Raw genomic sequence first — 17,372 nt, 5'->3', positions numbered from 1 at the left:
CCGACTTGCTTACGTTCATGCGACATGGCAACAAAATTGGGCAGGAAAGGTGTATTGGCGGGGTACGATCCGTTAAAATAAGAGCATTCCTTCTTTTTCTCCCCTATTTCCTGATATGACTCAAGACGAATTGAAACAAGCCGTGGCACGCGCCGCCATCGCCTACGTGGTCGACGGCGAGATCATCGGTGTTGGCACGGGCTCCACCGCCAATTTCTTCATCGATGAGCTGGCCACCATCAAGGACCGCATCAAGGGCACGGTGGCGTCGTCCGAAGCCACCGCGGCGCGCCTGCGCGGCCACGGCATTGCCGTGTACGACCTGAACGACGTGACCGAGATTGCCGTCTACATCGACGGTGCCGACGAGATCACCGCCAGCGGCGCCATGATCAAGGGCGGCGGGGCGGCCCTGACGCGCGAGAAAATCGTCGCCTCCGTGTCGCGCCAGTTCGTCTGCATCGCCGATGGCTCCAAGCTGGTGCAGACCATGGGCGCCTTTGCGCTGCCGGTCGAAGTGCTGCCGATGGCGCGCGCGGCCGTGATGCGGCGCCTGGCGGCCCTGGGCGGCCAGCCGCGCCTGCGCCTGAAACCCGGCACCGAACAAGCTTTCATTACCGATAACGGCGGCGAGATCATCGACGTGGCCGGCCTGACGATCAGCGCTCCGGTCGGACTGGAGCAACAGATCAACCAGATCGTCGGCGTCATCGCCGTCGGCCTGTTTGCCCAGCGCGGGGCCGACGTGTGCCTGCTGGGAACCAGCGAAGGCGTCAAGACGCTGACGTTTTAAGCCATCCAAGACATCGATTCGGCAAGAAATCGATCAGACATGATGTTAAAGAAGTAGTTCAACGACGGGGATAACATGAAGCGATTGCTTTTGGCGGTGATGTGTGTGGCGGTGCTGGGCGGCTGTTCGTCGGGCAGGAAACAAAAAGTCGCGGCGCGGCCCGCGCCCGTGAAGATGGCGGCGCCGGTGCAAGCGCCAGCGCTTGACGCCAAGGGCCAGCCGATTGCGCATGTGCCGTTCCGCCCGGGCGTTTCGTCGGTGACGGTGGAAAACATGGCCAAGAAGCAGGGTTGTACGGGTGGCGTGGGTGCCGGCCTGATGACGCCGCCGGGCCCGGTCGAGGTGTACCGCATGGTGTGCAATAACCGGACCATTTTCCAGGCCAAGTGCGAATTGCGCCAGTGTAAGCAGATCTGAAGCGGAAATAAGGCAGGAATGGCGCTGTCCCAGCGGGGCAGCGCCGTGATGCTGGCGCGCTCAGTCGGCCGGTGGTACGTAGCCTTGGGCAGCGTCGGCGCCGTCGCCGAAGAAATGCTTTTCCATCTGCGTGGCCAGGTATTTGCGCGCGCGCTGGTCGGCCAGGTTCAGGCGGTTTTCATTGACCAGCATGGTCTGGTGCTTGAGCCATGCCGCCCAGGCTTCCTTCGACACCGATTCCCAGATTTTCTTGCCCAGTTCGCCCGGGTAAGGTGGGAAGTCGAGTCCTTCGGCTTCCTTGTTCAGTTTGATGCAATGGACGGTACGGGCCATGTGTACTCCTCAAGCGGATAAGTGTAAAGGCGTGATTATAAAGACTTAATCAGCACTTGGGATTTGCGCTGCCAGTTATACATATGCTGGCGGTCCTTGGGCAGGGCGTCGACCGTGGCCGGCTTGAAGCCGCGCTTCTGGAACCAGTGCGAGGTGCGCGTGGTGAGCACGAACAGCTGCTTGAGGCCAGCCGCGCGGGCGCGGTTTTCCACGTGCTTGAGGATACGCTCGCCGTCGCCCTGGGCCTGCACTTCCGGGTTCACGGTCAGGCAGGCCATTTCGCCCATTTTCGATTCCGGGAACGGATACAGGGCGGCGCAGCCGAAGATCACGCCATCGTGCTCGATCACGGAAAACTGGTCGATTTCGCGTTCGATCAGTTCGCGCCCGCGCTTGACCAGCGTGCCGTCCGCTTCCAGCGGCTCGATCAGCTTGATGATGCCGCCCACGTCTTCAATGGTGGCGCGGCGCAGGCTTTCCAGGTTTTCGTGGCTGATCATGGTGCCCACGCCATCGTGGGTGAACAGTTCGAGCAGGGCCGAGCCATCCATCTCGAACGGCACGATGTGGGCGCGTGGCACGCCGCTGTTGCAGGCCTTGATGGCGTGCTGCAGGTAGAACGCGGCGTCGGCCGGCAAGAAGCCCGCCTGCAGCACGGCTTCGGCCTGGTGCGAGGACAGTTCGCGGATTTCGGCGCCGCCTTCATCGAGCATCATCGGGGTTTCGGTGATGAACACGAGTTTGTCGGCGTGCAGGGCGATCGCGGCCGACACGGCCACGTCTTCCATGGTCAGGTTGAACGCTTCGCCGGTCGGCGAGAAGCCCAGCGGCGAGAGCAGCACCGGGCTGTCGGTGGCCAGGATCGCGTGGATGGTTTCGGCGGCGATCTTGCGCGGCATGCCGGTCAGTTCAAGGTCGACGCCATCGATCACGCCAAGCGGACGGGCGGTGACGAAGTTACCCGAGATGATGCGGATCGCGGCGTGCGCCATCGGCGTGTTGGGCAAGCCCTGGCTGAAGGCGGCCTCGATGTCGAGGCGCAGTTCGCCGGCCGCTTCTTTCGCGCATTCGAGGGCGGCGGTGTCGGTGATGCGGATGCCGTTGTGAAAACGGCCTTCGACGTTCCTTAGCGCGAGCTGCTCGGCGACCTGGGGCCGCGAGCCGTGCACGATCACGACCCGGATATCGAGCGCCACCAGCAGCGACAAATCCTGGGCCAGCACCGGCAGCGCGCCGGCGGTGACGAGTTCACCCGGAAAGGCGACCACGAAGGTCTTGCCACGGAAGGCGTGGATGTACGGCGCGACTGAGCGCAGCCATTGGACGAATTGGTTAGGGGTTTCCATTTGGCGCATTATAATTCGCTGCGCGACTTGCGCGCTAAATTCATGTAAAAACAATGTCAGAACAGAGTAACAAGCCTTCCACACCGCCGTCGCCACCTGTCGCCACGCCCCGCAATGCCAGCGATCCGGGTCAACCCGTGACGCGTGGGTCTCAATCCCACCAGCCGCGCGCGCCGCGCCAGCCGGGGGAGGGCGAGCGCCCGGGCGCCGGGCCGCGTCCACCAAGGGAAGGTCAGGCGGCGGGCGAGCGTGCCCCGGGTGATCGTGCCCCGCGCGAAGGCCAGCCAGCCGGCGAACGTGCGGCGCGTGCCCCGCGTCCACCGCGTGAAGGCCAAGCGGCAGGTGAACGTGCGCCGCGCGAAGGCCAGCCAGCCGGCGAACGTGTGGCGCGTGCCCCGCGTCCACCGCGTGAAGGCCAGCCGGCAGGTGAACGTGCCCCGCGCGAAGGACAACCCGCCGGCGAACGTCCGGCGCGTACCCCGCGTCCACCGCGTGAAGGCCAGCCGGCAGGTGAACGTGCCCCGCGCGAAGGACAACCAGCCGGCGAACGTCCGGCGCGTACCCCGCGTCCACCGCGTGAAGGCCAGCCGGATGGTGAGCGTGCGCCGCGTGAAGGTCAGCCAGCAGGTGAACGTCCGGCGCGCGCGCCGCGTCCACCGCGTGAAGGCCAGCCGGCAAGTGAACGTGCGCCGCGCGACGGCCAGGCTGTCGGTGAGCGTGCCCCGCGTGAGGGCCAGGTTGCCGGTGAACGTCCGGCGCGTGCGCCGCGCGAGGTGTTTCGCACGCCACTGCCGCCGATTACCTTTCCCGAGGACTTGCCGGTCTCCGGGCGCCGCCAGGACATCGCCAAGGCGCTGCTGGAGAACCAGGTCATCATCGTCTCCGGCGAAACCGGTTCCGGCAAGACCACCCAGCTGCCCAAGATTTGCCTGGAACTGGGACGCGGCCAGAAGGGCCTGATCGGCCACACCCAGCCGCGCCGGATCGCCGCGTCGTCCACCGCCAAGCGCATCGCGCAGGAACTGGGCACGCCGCTGGGCGTGCACGTGGGGTTCAAGGTGCGCTTTACCGACACCTTGCAGCCGGGCGCCTCGGTCAAGCTGATGACCGACGGGATTCTGCTGGCCGAAACGCAGACCGATCCGCTGCTCAAAAACTACGACACGATCATCATCGATGAAGCGCACGAGCGCAGCCTGAACATCGACTTCCTGCTTGGTTACCTCAAGCAGTTGCTGCCGCGCCGTCCCGATCTGAAAGTGATCATCACCTCGGCGACGATCGATGCCGACCGTTTCGCGCGCCATTTCGCCAACGGCGACAAGCTGGCGCCGGTGATCGAAGTGTCGGGCCGCCTGTACAAGGTGGAAGTGCGCTATCGCCCGGTCGACCGCGATCCGGTGGCGCTGACGCCGCCGCCAGCGGCGGGCAAGCCGATGCCGAAGGCGCAGGCCGCGCGCGACAAGCGCGACCTGATGGATGCGGTGGTCGATGGCGTCGACGAGTTGTGCCGCATCGGCTCGGGCGACGTGCTGGTGTTCCTGCCGGGCGAGCGCGAGATCCGCGATTGCGCCGAGGCGCTGCGCAAGCACCATCCGCCGCACGTGGAAATCCTGCCGCTGTTTGCCCGCCTGTCGGTCGAGGAGCAGGAAAAGGTCTTCAAGATCACCAACGCGCGCCGCATCGTGTTGGCCACCAACGTGGCCGAAACCTCGCTGACGGTGCCGGGCATCCGCTACGTGGTCGACGCGGGCCTGGCGCGCGTGAAGCGCTACAGCTTCCGCAACAAGGTCGAGCAATTGCAGGTGGAGCCGATCGCGCAGTCGGCCGCCAACCAGCGCGCCGGCCGCTGCGGCCGGGTCGCCGACGGCGTCTGCATCCGCCTGTACGAAGAAAACGATTACCTTCAGCGCCCCAAGTTCACCGAGCCGGAAATCCTGCGCTCGTCGCTGGCGGCGGTCATCCTGCGCATGAAGTCCCTGCACCTGACCGATGTGGAGACCTTCCCGTTCATCGAGCCGCCGCAGGGGCGCGCCATCGCCGACGGCTACCAGCTGTTGCAGGAAGTGGGCGCGGTCGACGAATCGAACGACCTGACCCCGCTCGGCCACAAGCTGGCCAAGCTGCCGCTCGACCCGCGCGTTGGACGCATGATCCTGGCCGCGCTGGAAAACGCCTGCCTGACCGAGATGCTGATCATCGCCTCGGCGCTGTCGGTGCAGGACCCGCGCGACCGGCCGATGGAGCACCAGCAGGCGGCCGACGAGGCGCACAAGAAGTTCGCTGACGAGAAGTCCGAATTCCTCACCTATATCAAGATCTGGACGTGGTTCGAAGGGGCCATCGAGCACAAGAAAACCAACCGCCAGCTGATGGAAACCTGCCGCACCAATTTCCTCTCGCAGGTGCGCCTGCGCGAATGGCGCGACGTGCATTCGCAGCTGCTCACCATCGTCAAGGAGCAGGGCTGGCGCATGAACGAGCTGCCGGCCACCTACGAAAACCTGCATACGGCCCTGCTTACCGGCCTGCTTGGGAATATCGGCTTCAAGTCCGAGGATGAACCTGGTGCCGGCTACCTGGGCGCGCGCGGCATCAAGTACCACGTGTGGCCGGGTTCTTCGCTGACCAAAAAGCCGGGCAAGTGGATCATGGCGGCCGAACTGGTGGAGACCACGCGCCTGTACGCGCGTTGCGTGGCCAACATCGCGCCCGAATGGATCGAGCGGGTGGGTAGCCACCTGCTGAAAAAATCGTGGGGCGAGCCGCGCTGGGAAAAGCGCGCCGCGCAGGTCACCGCGTCCGAACGCGCGACCTTGCACGGGCTGGTGATCTACAGCCAGCGCCGCATCAACTACGGCCAGTTCAATCCGGCCGAAGCGCGCGAGATCTTCATTCGCGATGCGCTGGTGGCGGGCGACTACGATACGCGCGCGCCGTTTTTCGCGCATAACCACAAGCTGATCAAAGAGATCGAAAACCTCGAGCACAAGTCGCGCCGTCTCGACGTGCTGGTCGACGACCATTTGATCGCCGCGTTCTACGACAAGCTCATTCCGACCGATGTGGTCAACGGTGCGGGCTTCGAGAAGTGGCACAAGGACGCGACCTTCAAGGAACCCAAGCTGCTGTTCCTGAACCGCGACGAATTGATGCGCCACGAGGCGGCCGGGGTAACCACCGAGTTGTTCCCGAAAATGATGTCGGTGACCGGCATCGAGATGCAGCTCACCTACCACTTCGAGCCGGGCAGCCTGCGCGACGGGGTCACGCTGGCGGTGCCGCTGTTTGCGCTGAACCAGTTGCCGCGCGAGCGCGCCGACTGGCTGGTGCCGGGCATGCTCAAGGAGAAGGTGCATCTGCTGTTGAAATCGCTGCCGCAGAAGCTGCGCCGCCATTGCGTGCCGCTGCCCGATTACGCGGCGCGCTTTTGCGAACGCGTGCACGAGGCGGGCAAGTTCGGGCGCGGTGACCTGATCGACGCGATCATCGCCGATATCCGCTCGCAAACGAGCCTGATGGTGATGACGACCGACTTCAAGCCCGAAACGCTGCCGGCGCATCACTTCATGAATTTCAAGGTGATCGACGAGCACGGACGCCAGCTCGACATGGGACGCAATCTGGCGACCTTGCAGGCTGAATTTGGCGGGCAGGCGCGCCAGAGCTTCCAGAAGCTGGCGGAAGTGTCGATTCCGGCGGCGCCGGGCAAGGTGCAGGCGACGGCCACGAGCGTTTCGGCGGCTGCGCCGGCGTCATCGGCGGCAGGTTCGGCCTCGGCCTCGCAGGCGAATGCGCCCAAGGTCAGCCAGCACACCGGCCTGACCTCGTGGACCTTCGGCGAATTGCCGGAGCTGCTGGAAATCGTGCAAGGCAAGCTGACCCTGATCGGCTTTCCGGCGCTGGTCGACAAGCAGACCCACTGCGACCTGGAAGTGTTCGACGACCCGACCGTGGCTACCGCGACCCACCGCATCGGCCTGCGCCGCCTGTTTGCGTTGCAGTTCAAGGAGCAGATCAAGTTTGTTGAGAAGAACATTCCTGGTCTGCAGCAGATGGGCATGCAGTTCATGGCGATGGGCTCGCAGGAAGAGTTGCGCGACCAGATTATCCAGAAAGCGATCGATATCGCCTGCCTGCAAGATCCGCTGCCGACCGACGCGGCCTCGTTCAACAAGCGCAAGGACGAAGGCAAGTCACGCCTGACCTTGCTGGTGAACGAGATTGCACGCCTGGTGTCGCAGGTGTTGACCGAGTTCCATGGCTTGCCCAAGAAGCTGCAAGGCGTGCAGGCGCAGGCCGCGGCCGACATGCAGTCGCAGTTGCAGGGGCTGGTGCACAAGCGCTTCCTGATCGATAACGATTACGCCCAGCTGGCGCATTTCCCGCGCTATCTCAAGGCGATTAATGTGCGGCTCGAAAAACTGCGTGCCGATCCCGCACGCGACGCCAAGTTGATGGCCGAGTGGACCCAGTCCGCCAGCCACTTCATGCGCGCCGCGCGCGACCGTCTGGCGGGGAAGAACACCGATCCCAAGATGGTGGAGTTCCGCTGGATGCTCGAAGAACTGCGCGTGTCGCTGTATGCGCAGGAATTGCGCACGCCAATGCCGGTGTCGGCCAAGCGCCTGCAAAAGGTGTGGGAGTCGATGCAGCGCTGATCCAGGCGCAGGCGTGCGGAAGACACAGGCATGCGGAAGCCACAGGCGTGCGGAAGCCACAGGCGTGCGGAAGCCACAGGCGTGCGGAAGCCACAGGCATGCGGAAGCCACAGGCATGCGGAAGCCACAGGCATGCGTCTTATCCAGGTTGAGGCTCAGACGTACGGAAGCCGCAGGGCGCCACGCGTGGACACTTTTGGCTGGCGTGCCCGGCTATCCGCGCGTGTCGCACGGGTGCGCGCGCGGGCGCCGCACTGGCGCCCGCGCCGTCAGCGCTTATTCGTCAAGCACGCTTCATAGTCCGGCACCCATGCCGCTCGTGCCCGAGCTGCCGCTCATCGTGCTCGTGCCTGCGCCGCTCATGCCGGACTGCGTGGCCGTACCCATGCCGCCGCCGGTGCTGTTGTCGATGCCGTAAAACCCGTGTATCTGGTTGGCCCAGCCGACATCGCTCATGTCCGGCCAGGCATCGGGATCGAAGCCGGGCGCGTTTTTCAGGCGCTCCTTCTCCACATTGAGCACGAAGCGCTTGTTGACGGTGTCGAGGTGCAACGCTTGCCACGGCACCGCAAACAGTTTTTCGCCCAGCCCCAGCATGCCGCCGAAGGCCAGCACCGCATACGCGACTTGCCCGCTGCGCATGTCGAGCATGATTTCCTTGATCTCGCCCAGATCGTCTTCCTGGGCATTGACCACGTTGTCGCCGATCAGGGTATCGGCGCCCATCAGGGCAGGGCCCGGACCGGCGCTGCCTTTGTACATGCCATATTTGTCGCGCTCTGTGTAATTCATCTCGTTCTCCTGGTGTTTTTGGGTATGCGGACCTCGCCGGCCGCAGTCCTTATGCAAACAGACTAGGTTTTTGCGCAAGCCGTTCTTTGATATGCCTCAATGGTGTCGGCCCGCACGCGTCTCCCACCGATGTTGCTTTTTTGTTCATCGGACCCGCTAAGCGGCGCAACGCACGGAGCAGCGCCATGGGTCCACGCTATGCTGGTTGAAAGGAGCCCGTCACCATGTTCGTCACCGCACGCTGCAATCACGCCGGCCCGCTCGGCAAACCGATTCCCACCCGCGCGTCCGCCGCCCTCCTGTGGGCCCGCCTGCACCAGCGCGTGATGGTGCGTTTGCGATGGTAAAGTCGAGCGCCCCCTTGCTGCGCAGCCTGATGCGCGTGGGGAAAAAACAGCAACGCTCGGCCGCGCGCCTGCTCACGGCCCTGTTCGCGCCGCCCAAGCCCGCGCCCAAAGCGCGCGCCCAACCGAAACCCGCCTCCACAAGCGCGTCCACGCCCGCGCAGAAACCCAGACCCGTTGCCACAAGCGCGCCCAAACCCGCGCCGAAACCCAGACCCGCCGCCACGGCCGCATCCACGCCGAAACCCAAACCAGCGCCGCGCGCCGCGCCGGCAGCTTTGCTGAAAGACGCGCCAGCGCCGGGCAAGTGGCTCACTGCGCGCTACGCTGGCCAGAGCGGACAAGTGCTGCGCCCGATGAGTTACTGGCTGTATCTGCCCGATGGCGCGCCGCCGCTCTCGGGCTGGCCGCTGATCGTCATGCTGCACGGCTGCGAGCAGAGCGCCACCCAGTTTGCCCAGGGCACGCGCATGAACCAGATGGCGCAAAAAGCCGGCTATGCCGTGCTGTACCCGCAACAATCGCTCGCTGCCCATCCGCGCCGTTGCTGGAAATGGTATGACCGCGCTACCCAGCAGGGCGGCGGCGATGTGCCGGTGATTGTCGGCATGATCGGCCAGGTGCTGGCCGCGTACGGCCTGGACCGCTCGCGGGTGTTTATCTGCGGGATGTCGGCGGGAGCGGGCATGGCCAATATCGTCGCGCTCAACCATCCGGAGCTGTTCGCCGGGCTCGGGCTGCATTCCGGGCCCCTGTATGGCGCGGGGCACAGCACGGTCGGGGCGCTCGGGGTCATGCAACATGGCAATGGCGCGCGGGTCGACAGCGCCATCGCCGAGGTGCTCGAACGGCGCCCGGGCTTTCCATCCATGCCGACCATCCTGATCCAGGGCGACGACGACCGGGTGGTGCGGCCGGTTAACCAGGTGCACTTGCGGCGCCAGGCGATGCTGCTCAATGATTTGCCGGCGGCGACGCCGGTGCGGGTGGCGCACAAGGCGGGCGGGCGCAGCGGCTTGCCGCACCAGCTGCACGATGTGTATCGCGGACGCAAGCTGATGCTGCGCGTGGCCCAGATCGCCCAGCTGCAGCATGCCTGGAGCGGGGGCGACGCGCGCCTGTCGTTCAATTCGGCGGCAGGGCCGGATGCCAGCAAGATGCTGGTCGATTTTTTCGGCAAGCACCGGCGTTGACCTTGGTTTGTTTCTGGGCAATGATGCGCACCTATTCATCCCTGCCGGAATCCATCCATGCGCCACTGGTATGCAAATCTAGACAAGAAAAATGTTTTCGCGACCGGCGTCGGATTGGTGGCGCTCTGCGGGTTGATTGTTGCCTTGATTTTTACGTTCCTGCCCGAGTCCGAGCATATAGTGGGGAGGTCGGTATTCTGTTGCGCCGCGACGGTGCCGATGGCGCTGTATTACTGGATTGGAAAAGGCGCCGTCGAGCTGGATATCGATAGCTGGATATTCTGGCTGGGGATGTTTTTTCTCGGTTCGCTGTCGTCCATCCTGTTTATCGCGATCGATTGCGGCTGGCAAAATCCTTTTAAGGCAGAAATAGCGTCATGCCAGCCTGGCCCGATCGGTGGCATGTTCACGCTTGGTGCAGTGGTCATGACCCTCATGTCCTTGCCCGGGGCCTTGCGGGCATGGCTGCTAAGGAGATGATGTCTCTCAGAAAAATTTCTAATCAGAGGTCTGACCCCGGTTGCAGCGAAAAATTGCTAATTAGAGCTTTGACCCCGGTTGTAGGAGGACGCTGGTACGCACGATAGGCCTTGCCAAATTGGTAGTGACAGAGTACTGTATAAACATACAGTATTTTTTGTTGATCTGACCATGAGCTCCCCTGATTTCCTTGCCGCGCCCGAGACCTTGCATCCCGCCCTGTGGCGCGCTTCCCAGCTGGCCCATGCCGGCACGCGCTGTGTCGACAGCGGCCATCCCACCCTGTCGCCCCAGTTGCCCGGCGGCGGCTGGCCCAGCGGCTGCCTGGTCGAACTGCTGCTGCAGCAAAGCGGCATCGGCGAATTGCGCCTGCTGCGCCCGGCCCTGGCCAGGGTGGCCGAGCGCCGCATCGTGCTGCTGCAGCCACCCCATCCACCCCAGGCGCTGGCGCTGGCTGCGCTCGGGCTGCCCCCTTCGCAGATGATCTGGGTGCGCAGCGCGCGCAATGCCGATGCCTTGTGGGCGGCCGAGCAAGTGTTGCGCAGCGGTAGTTGCGGTGCGCTGCTGTTCTGGGCCAGCCATGCGCGTCCCGATGCGCTGCGCCGCCTGCACCTGGCGGCCCAGTGCGGCGAAGCCCTGTTTTTCCTGCTGCGCCCGCTCGCGGTGGCCCAGGATGCGTCGCCGGCGCCGCTGCGCCTGAGCCTGCGTCCGGCCCCCGGTGGGCTCGATATCGGTTTCGTCAAACGCCGGGGACCGCAGCGCGACGCGCCGCTGTTCCTGCCCCTGACTCCTTCTTTACTGCAACGCCATGCGACTCTGGATCGGCCTTTACCTGCCCCGGCTCCCGCTCGACGTATTCAGCCCGCACTGGTCGGCTGACGCCGCCAGCGTGGTGCTGGAACACGGGCGCGTGCTGGCCGCCTCGCCGCTGGCACGGGCGGGCGGGGTGCGCGAGGGCATGCGCCGTGGCGGCGTGCTGATGCTGCTGCCGGCGGCGCGCCTGCACGAGCGCGAGCCCGCGCGCGAGGCGGCGGCCATGCAGGCGCTGGCCATGGCGCTGCTGCAATACACGCCCCAGGTCACCCTGGCCGAGGAAGCGAGCTTGCTGATGGACGTGGGGGCCAGCCTGCGCCTGTTCGGCGGGGTGCGCGCGCTGTGCCGGCGCATCCGCGCCAGCGTGCGCGCGCTTGGCTTCAGCGCCTGTCTCCGCTGCGCGCCGACGGCGCGCGGGGCCTGGCTGCTGGCGCGCGGCGGCAGCGGCCACGCGCTCGGCATGGCATCGCTGAAACGCCGCCTCGACCTTCTGCCGGCCGCCTTGCCGCTGCCGGCGCGCCCGTTTGCCGCCTGGCTCGAGGGCATCGGCTGCCTGTCGCTGGGCCAGCTGCGGCGCCTGCCGCGGCCGGGCTTGCAGCGCCGCTGCGGCGGCGCCTTGCTGGGCGTGCTCGATGCCGCCTACGGCATGACGGCCGAGCTGTTCGACTGGATCGCCGCGCCCACCACCTTCCAGGCCCGGCTGGAATTGTTCGACCGGGTCGAGCAGGCCGATGCCCTGCTGGCCGGCGCCCACAGCCTGCTGCTGCAAATGACGGGCTGGCTGTGCGCGCACCAGCTGGCGGTGGGGCGCATCGTGCTGCTGCTCGAACACGAGCGCGGCAGGGTGGCGCGCCCGCCCACCGTGCTCGACATCATCCTGGCCGAGCCGACCTGGCGCGATGAGCATCTGGTGCGCCTGCTGCGCGAGCGCCTGGGTAGCCTGAGCCTGGAAGCGCATGTGATCGGCCTGGTGCTCGAAGCGCCCGAGGTGCAGGCCATGGCCATGCCGAGCGAGTCGCTGTTTCCCGAACCCGGCGGCAGCGAGCAGGACCAGTGGCGCATGCTCGAACTGCTGGTGGCACGCCTCGGTCCCGAGAATGTGCTGCAGGCGGCCCCGCGTGCCGATTACCGGCCCGAGCTGGCCAACCGCTGGGTGCCGGTGCAGCGCACGCGGCGCACGGCGCAGCAGCAGACGCAGCCGCAATTGCCGCCGGACTTGCTCAGCCTGCCGCGCCCGGCCTGGCTGCTGGCCAAGCCGGTGGCGCTGCTGATGCGCGATCACCGGCCGTTTTACGGCTCGCCCCTGCGCATGGCCTCGACCCCCGAGCGGATCGAGGCGGGCTGGTGGAGCCAGTCGCAGGCGCGCGATTACTTCATTGCGCAAGGGCAGGATCATGCCCATTACTGGGTCTACCGCGAGCGCATCGCCGGCGCCGATGGCGATAGCGCGCCGCGCTGGTTCCTGCATGGCTTGTTCGGTTGAGGCAAGCGGCAGCGGTAACGCCGCCGGGGTAAGATGCCTGAATTCTTTATGGACGAGGAGGGCGCATGTACAGCGAAAAACAAGCGTTTACCGGCGCCGATGGCCACACCCTGGCGGCCCGGCTGGACGCGCCCGACGGTGCGGCGCACGCGTACGCGCTGTTTGCCCATTGTTTCACCTGTGGCAAGGACGTATTTGCGGCCAGCCGCATTGCCCAGGCCCTCACCGAGCACGGCATCGCGGTGCTGCGCTTCGATTTCACGGGGCTGGGCGCGAGCGAAGGCGATTTTGCGAATACCAATTTTTCATCGAATGTGCAGGATCTGGTGGCTGCCGCCGCTTTCATGCGCGGCGCGCTCAAGGCGCCCGAGATCCTCATCGGACACAGCCTGGGTGGCGCCGCCGTGCTGGCCGCCGCCGCCAGCATCGACGAGGTGCGCGCCGTCGTGACCATCGGTGCGCCCAGCGATCCCGCGCATGTCAGCGGCCTGTTCCGGGACCAGCTCGGGCTGATCGAAGCCGATGGCGAGGCCCTGGTGCAACTGGCCGGGCGGCCGTTTACCATCAAGCGCCAGTTCTTGCGCGATGCCGCCGAGCAGAATCTGAACGCCAGCACGAGCCAGCTCAAGCGCCCCTTGATGGTCATGCATGCGCCGCAGGATTGCACGGTCGGGATTGAAAATGCGCTGCATATTTTCCAGGCGGCCAAGCATCCCAAGAGTTTCGTGTCGCTCGACGATGCCGATCATTTGCTCACGAGCAGGGACGATGCGGTATGGGTGGCGGGGATGATTGCGGCGTGGAGCGCGCGCTATGTGAGCGCGTAGGAGGAGAGCGATGCCGCTGCCGGCTGCGAGCGAAGCAGGGTTCGCGGGAATGCGCGCCACGGCGTACATTCAAGACATCGTTGCTCGAGATCGTTAACTTGGATTGCTGCGGGGCGCCGAGCCCTGCGCGGGCAGGACGGCTTGGAAGTCAAGGGGCATGCAGCACGGCGCGCGCCCTGTTTCAAGCGGCGCGGCAAGGTTGTCGGAGGGGGACGTGCTTTATTCGTCGTCGAATTCTTCGGCCAGGTTCTTCCAGCCCTTGAGCTTGGCGAAGGCGCTGAATTCCTCGGGCGCTTCCAGTACGATCAGCTTGCGCTCTTGCAGGCCCGGGTCGCTGTGCGCAAAGTTCGGCCCCACGTAGCCCAGCGCGCGCAGGCGGTCGATGATGTTGCCGACGAGGACCTTGTCCTTGTACAGCCCACCTTCGATCGGCGCGGCGAAGTCCACGTACACGTCAATAATCCCGTATCCCTCGTCGAAAATGCGGATCGCCTTGACGTCGTGGGAATGGCTGCTGCTGTCGCTGGCCTTGAACGGGCCGCTCAGCTGGATGTCGGTATCGGTAGTCATAAGGCGCAGCATAGCACCATCAGCGCGACACGGTATTGCGCCCCTTGTGCTTGGCCCGGTACAGCGCCTGGTCGCCCCGCTCGTAGGCCGCACCTTGCGCAAGGACATCGTCGGCATCGTGCGGATACAGGAATGCCAGCCCGATCGACAAGGTCACCGTGCCATACGGATCGTTGGCCAGGTGGGGGATGGCCTCGGCTGCCAGCGCCGCGCGGATACGCTCGGCCAGCTCCACGCTTTCCTCTTCGGTGTTGGCGGTAAACAGGCAGGCGAATTCATCGCCGCCGAGGCGGAACGCCAGGTCGCCCGGCCGGGTCAGGGTGTGCCGGATCGCCTGCGCCACGGCGGCCAGCACCACGTCGCCCTGCGGATGGCCGTGCGTGTCGTTGTACCCCTTGAAACGGTCGACGTCGGCCAGCAGCAAGGTCAGCAGGCGTTGATCGCGCTGCGCGCGCCGCTGCTCTTCCACGAAACGCATATTGAAATAGCGCCGGTTCTTGAGCCCCGTCAATTCGTCGTTCAGGCTGTCGGCCTGGGCCGTCCGCACGTCCGTGATGTCGGTCGACACCGCGCAGGTGGCAATCACGGCGCCACTCTCGTCGAACAAGGGAAACTTGACCGTGGCATAGGTGTGCGGGGAGCGGTCGCGGTGGTACACGGTTTCTTCTTCGTGGATGGGGCTCCGTTCGGCGGCGGCGCGCAGGTCGTTGCGCCATAACTGCTCGGCAATATCCGGCGGGAACAGGTCGAACACCTTGCGGCCCACGAAGGCGGCCGCATCGTAGCCGTCCAGGACCTCGAAGTGGCGGTTGGCCATGAGAATGGTGCCATCGAGCGCCTTGGCCGAGATCAGCAGGGGCGCATTGTCGAGCAGCGCGCGGAAGGTGCGGTCGGATTCGCGCAGCCGCACCAGCTCCTGGCGCAGCAAGGCGTTTTCTTCCGACAACTGCGCGATTGCCTGCGCCTCGGTCGGCGCTACCTCGATGCTCGTACTCATTGCGGAGGCTTCAGGTGGGCCGTGCTTGACGGCAATGCTCCAGAATATACCAGTGTCTGCCGGCATGGACAGCAATGCCGCAAACAAACTGGCGCCGTCACGCCGGAGTGTGGTTTTCCGCCTACCGGGATCAGCGCCGCGCTTGCAGGATGGCATCGAGCCGGTCCAGGCTGCCGGGAATGCGTTCCAGGCGCGGATAGCGCAAGCCGCCCTGGTAATCGAGTGCCACGGTGCGGAAAGTGCTCCCTTTCTTGACAAGCAAGCTGAGCGGAGACTTGCCGTCGCGCGCGGCCTTCACGGCCGCTTTCAGCAGTTCCGGCTTGTAGGCACGGTTGTTGACGGCCACGATGCTGCTATTGCCCGACAGCCCGGCGCGGAAACCCACGCCATCCCATTCGATGCCCTCGATCGTGCCATCGTTCTTGACGGAAAAACCAAGCGAGTAGCTGAAGTCGCTCATCTTGTTGCGTTCTTCCTGGCTCTTGATGAGCTCGGTGGGGGTGTCGGTATACACCAGCTTCCAGCCCGCGCGGGCCAGGCCGTCGAGCGGCGCGCCCGCGCCATTGCCGTCGAGCTTGGCGCGCAGGAAGGGCGCCCAGTCGAACGCTTGCACCGATGCCAGGGTGCGCACGACCTCGTCGAACTGGTAATAGGCGGGACCGACGCTGCCATTGTCGATGCCGTAAAAGAGGCGCGCGAAATCGTCCAGCGAACGCTGCTCGCCGGACAGTTCGCGGATGCGCGTGTCGACGTCCAGCCAGATCAGCATGCCTTCGACGTAATAATCTTCGCTGCGTTGCCAGTTGCTCCAGCCCAGCGCGCGGCGCGCCTGCACGATCGGGTCGTTGACGGTGTCCTGCAAGCTGCGCCAGGCGCGGCCCCGCACATGGTCGTAGCGCGCCGCGTAGGCGGCGATGGCGTCGCGGATGCCGGCCGCCGACACCAGTCCCGAGCGCGCCGCCAGCACATTGCCCCAGTACTGGGTCTGGCCTTCGTAGACCCAGAGCAGGCTGTTTTGCAGTGGCACGTTGAAGTTCGGCACATCCTGGTCGGCCGGACGGCGGAACTTGCCGTTCCAGGAGTGGGCGTACTCGTGCGGCAGCAGGTCGCGTCCCGCTTCGCTCTTGGCCCAGTCGGTGAAGTAGCCGGGCTTGACCCCGTTCTCGCTCGACTGGTGATGCTCGCGCCCGATGCCGCCGAAGTCGTCGGACAGGGCAAACAGGAAATCGTAATGCTTGTAATGGCGGGAGGCGAACAGCTTGGCGGCTTCCTGCACCAGCGCGCGGTGCGGGGCGATCTGTTCCGGCTTGGCGTCCAGGCTTTCCGGATTGTCGGCCACGATGTTCAGGTGCACCGGCACGGCGGCGCCGGGGTCGAGGTCGATGCGGCGGAAGTGGCGTCCCGCGAACACGGGCGAATCGATCAGCGTTTCCAGGTCGAGCGGCATGAAGCTGATTTCGTCGCCCCGGCGCGCGGCGGTTTCGAGCGCGGTGCCGTATTGCCAGCCATCGGGCAGCTTGAGCGAGGCTTGTACGGGAATGCGGCGGCTGAAGTAGCCGGCCGGATACAGGGTCATGGCTTGCCATTGCACGCCGAGCATTTCGCTGGTCATCGTGACGCGGCCCTGGGCCGGCTCGACCGGCGACAGGAACTGGTATTCGGCCTCGACCGCGGTGGCGCCCTCGGGCACGCTCAGGTGGAAGGCATGCACCTGGACCGGATCACGCGTCCACGCCAGCGGCTTGCCGCCGGCCGACAGGCGCAGGCCGGCGAGCTGGTTCAGCGGTCCGCTGGGGCCGTGGTTGCCGGGGACCCACTGCGGATACAGCAGGGTCAGCGGACCGGGCGCGGCCGGGATGGTGGCGCGGATGCGGAAAATCTGTTGTCCGACATTGGTGGCGTCGACCTTGAGCACGATGGTGCCGGGGTAGGGCAGGTCGCGCGGGGCGGGCACGTCGGCGCGCGCCGGCAGGGCCAGCGTGGCCAGCAGGGTCAGCGCGCAGGCGGCAGGAATGGCGGACGGAAGAAGGCGGCGAAGCGGAAAGGGCATGGGCGTGTCAATACGGTAAGGATCGGCAATGTCTGCGGGTATTCGCAGGCGACCATGATTCTACCGAAAGCCTTGCCTCCCCGGTGTCCGCCGCGACCGGGTTCGCCAACGGTCGGGGCAATATCGCGCGGCACGCAATACGGCATGTTTTGCGTCCGATGCGTGAGCGGCAGCGCCATCACCGCCTTGCGCGCGGGCGCAATGAGTTGCAAATCGTTACGGGTGTGGCGGCTCCTGGGCCTATCCGCGGCGCTCCCCCTGCGGGGGAGCGCC

General features: G+C 65.6%; 15 protein-coding genes. 9 read left to right on the top strand and 6 right to left on the bottom strand.

The genetic code is table 11. The features are described from left to right. Window positions 1-115 precede the first annotated feature (115 nt). Both rpiA and PO883_RS06460 read left to right on the top strand, forming a co-directional pair. A complete protein-coding gene (rpiA, locus tag PO883_RS06465; RefSeq protein ID WP_289309008.1) occupies window positions 116-793 on the top strand; it encodes a ribose-5-phosphate isomerase RpiA in 678 nt (225 codons plus the stop codon). Window positions 794-868: 75 nt separating this feature from the next. Next, entirely contained in the window at window positions 869-1,210 is a 342-nt protein-coding gene (locus PO883_RS06460) for a hypothetical protein (RefSeq protein ID WP_289309007.1), read from the top strand. A 60-nt stretch (window positions 1,211-1,270) separates the two neighbouring features. Here the strand turns inward: PO883_RS06460 and PO883_RS06455 are convergent, their stop codons facing one another. Together PO883_RS06455 and argA are read right to left on the bottom strand one after the other, a co-directional pair. Further along, window positions 1,271-1,543: an oxidative damage protection protein gene (locus PO883_RS06455; RefSeq protein WP_099875725.1), complete on the bottom strand. Its 273-nt coding sequence runs from the start codon at window positions 1,541-1,543 to the stop codon at window positions 1,271-1,273. Between the two features lie 35 nt (window positions 1,544-1,578). Beyond that, complete coding sequence (gene argA, locus PO883_RS06450; RefSeq protein WP_167088843.1) at window positions 1,579-2,889, bottom strand: amino-acid N-acetyltransferase; 1,311 nt, start codon at window positions 2,887-2,889, stop codon at window positions 1,579-1,581. A 383-nt stretch (window positions 2,890-3,272) separates the two neighbouring features. On the opposite strand from argA, the gene hrpA reads away from it, so the two are divergent. Further along, on the top strand, window positions 3,273-7,550 hold the full coding sequence (hrpA, locus tag PO883_RS06445; protein ID WP_373890040.1) for an ATP-dependent RNA helicase HrpA: 4,278 nt from the start codon (window positions 3,273-3,275) through the stop codon (window positions 7,548-7,550). Between the two features lie 294 nt (window positions 7,551-7,844). Here hrpA and PO883_RS06440 read toward each other — a convergent pair whose 3' ends face one another. After that, window positions 7,845-8,342 (bottom strand): PRC-barrel domain-containing protein, encoded by a 498-nt coding sequence (locus PO883_RS06440; RefSeq protein ID WP_289309005.1) that lies wholly within the window; start codon window positions 8,340-8,342, stop codon window positions 7,845-7,847. Between the two features lie 224 nt (window positions 8,343-8,566). Between PO883_RS06440 and PO883_RS06435 the strand changes: the two genes are divergently transcribed. The 6 genes from PO883_RS06435 to PO883_RS06410 all read left to right on the top strand — a co-directional run bounded on the left by PO883_RS06435 (window position 8,567) and on the right by PO883_RS06410 (window position 13,482). Then, on the top strand, window positions 8,567-8,689 hold the full coding sequence (locus PO883_RS06435) for a hypothetical protein (protein ID WP_289309004.1): 123 nt from the start codon (window positions 8,567-8,569) through the stop codon (window positions 8,687-8,689). Beyond that, window positions 8,683-9,879, top strand: coding sequence for a PHB depolymerase family esterase (locus PO883_RS06430; protein WP_289309003.1), 1,197 nt, complete (start codon window positions 8,683-8,685; stop codon window positions 9,877-9,879). The genes PO883_RS06435 and PO883_RS06430 overlap by 7 nt, the downstream gene beginning before the upstream one ends. A 57-nt stretch (window positions 9,880-9,936) precedes the next feature. Continuing rightward, complete coding sequence (locus tag PO883_RS06425; protein WP_289309002.1) at window positions 9,937-10,359, top strand: hypothetical protein; 423 nt, start codon at window positions 9,937-9,939, stop codon at window positions 10,357-10,359. A gap of 171 nt (window positions 10,360-10,530) precedes the next feature. Next, on the top strand, window positions 10,531-11,238 hold the full coding sequence (gene imuA, locus PO883_RS06420; RefSeq protein WP_289309001.1) for a translesion DNA synthesis-associated protein ImuA: 708 nt from the start codon (window positions 10,531-10,533) through the stop codon (window positions 11,236-11,238). Beyond that, window positions 11,168-12,655 (top strand): DNA polymerase Y family protein, encoded by a 1,488-nt coding sequence (locus PO883_RS06415; protein WP_289309000.1) that lies wholly within the window; start codon window positions 11,168-11,170, stop codon window positions 12,653-12,655. Before imuA ends, PO883_RS06415 begins: the two co-directional genes overlap by 71 nt. A gap of 65 nt (window positions 12,656-12,720) precedes the next feature. Further along, the gene (locus PO883_RS06410) at window positions 12,721-13,482 is read left to right on the top strand and encodes a S9 family peptidase (RefSeq protein WP_289308999.1); all 762 of its coding nucleotides are present in this window, start codon (window positions 12,721-12,723) and stop codon (window positions 13,480-13,482) included. Window positions 13,483-13,701: 219 nt separating this feature from the next. Here PO883_RS06410 and PO883_RS06405 read toward each other — a convergent pair whose 3' ends face one another. The 3 genes from PO883_RS06405 to PO883_RS06395 all read right to left on the bottom strand — a co-directional run bounded on the left by PO883_RS06405 (window position 13,702) and on the right by PO883_RS06395 (window position 17,099). After that, entirely contained in the window at window positions 13,702-14,052 is a 351-nt protein-coding gene (locus PO883_RS06405; RefSeq protein WP_289308998.1) for a hypothetical protein, read from the bottom strand. A 19-nt stretch (window positions 14,053-14,071) separates the two neighbouring features. Beyond that, complete coding sequence (locus tag PO883_RS06400) at window positions 14,072-15,049, bottom strand: sensor domain-containing diguanylate cyclase (protein WP_289308997.1); 978 nt, start codon at window positions 15,047-15,049, stop codon at window positions 14,072-14,074. A gap of 130 nt (window positions 15,050-15,179) precedes the next feature. Next, window positions 15,180-17,099, bottom strand: coding sequence for a M61 family metallopeptidase (locus PO883_RS06395; protein WP_289308996.1), 1,920 nt, complete (start codon window positions 17,097-17,099; stop codon window positions 15,180-15,182). Window positions 17,100-17,372: the final 273 nt, after the last annotated feature.

The organism is Massilia sp. DJPM01 (assembly GCF_030348125.1).
In the GTDB taxonomy this organism is placed as follows: Bacteria; Pseudomonadota; Gammaproteobacteria; order Burkholderiales; family Burkholderiaceae_D; genus Telluria_A; species Telluria_A frigida.
This window is presented reverse-complemented; position numbering and strand designations above follow the sequence as displayed.

Bases quoted from the DNA above. Each gene is read 5' to 3' on its own strand.
- rpiA (WP_289309008.1), top strand. From the start codon at position 116: ATGACTCAAGACGAATTGAAACAAGCCGTGGCACGCGCCGCCATCGCC.
- imuA (WP_289309001.1), top strand. From the start codon at position 10,531: ATGAGCTCCCCTGATTTCCTTGCCGCGCCCGAGACCTTGCATCCCGCC.
- argA (WP_167088843.1), bottom strand. From the start codon at position 2,889: ATGGAAACCCCTAACCAATTCGTCCAATGGCTGCGCTCAGTCGCGCCG.
- PO883_RS06460 (WP_289309007.1), top strand. From the start codon at position 869: ATGAAGCGATTGCTTTTGGCGGTGATGTGTGTGGCGGTGCTGGGCGGC.
- PO883_RS06440 (WP_289309005.1), bottom strand. From the start codon at position 8,342: ATGAATTACACAGAGCGCGACAAATATGGCATGTACAAAGGCAGCGCC.
- PO883_RS06435 (WP_289309004.1), top strand. From the start codon at position 8,567: ATGTTCGTCACCGCACGCTGCAATCACGCCGGCCCGCTCGGCAAACCG.
- PO883_RS06455 (WP_099875725.1), bottom strand. From the start codon at position 1,543: ATGGCCCGTACCGTCCATTGCATCAAACTGAACAAGGAAGCCGAAGGA.
- PO883_RS06405 (WP_289308998.1), bottom strand. From the start codon at position 14,052: ATGACTACCGATACCGACATCCAGCTGAGCGGCCCGTTCAAGGCCAGC.
- PO883_RS06400 (WP_289308997.1), bottom strand. From the start codon at position 15,049: ATGAGTACGAGCATCGAGGTAGCGCCGACCGAGGCGCAGGCAATCGCG.
- PO883_RS06430 (WP_289309003.1), top strand. From the start codon at position 8,683: ATGGTAAAGTCGAGCGCCCCCTTGCTGCGCAGCCTGATGCGCGTGGGG.
- PO883_RS06425 (WP_289309002.1), top strand. From the start codon at position 9,937: ATGCGCCACTGGTATGCAAATCTAGACAAGAAAAATGTTTTCGCGACC.
- PO883_RS06395 (WP_289308996.1), bottom strand. From the start codon at position 17,099: ATGCCCTTTCCGCTTCGCCGCCTTCTTCCGTCCGCCATTCCTGCCGCC.
- PO883_RS06410 (WP_289308999.1), top strand. From the start codon at position 12,721: ATGTACAGCGAAAAACAAGCGTTTACCGGCGCCGATGGCCACACCCTG.
- PO883_RS06415 (WP_289309000.1), top strand. From the start codon at position 11,168: ATGCGACTCTGGATCGGCCTTTACCTGCCCCGGCTCCCGCTCGACGTA.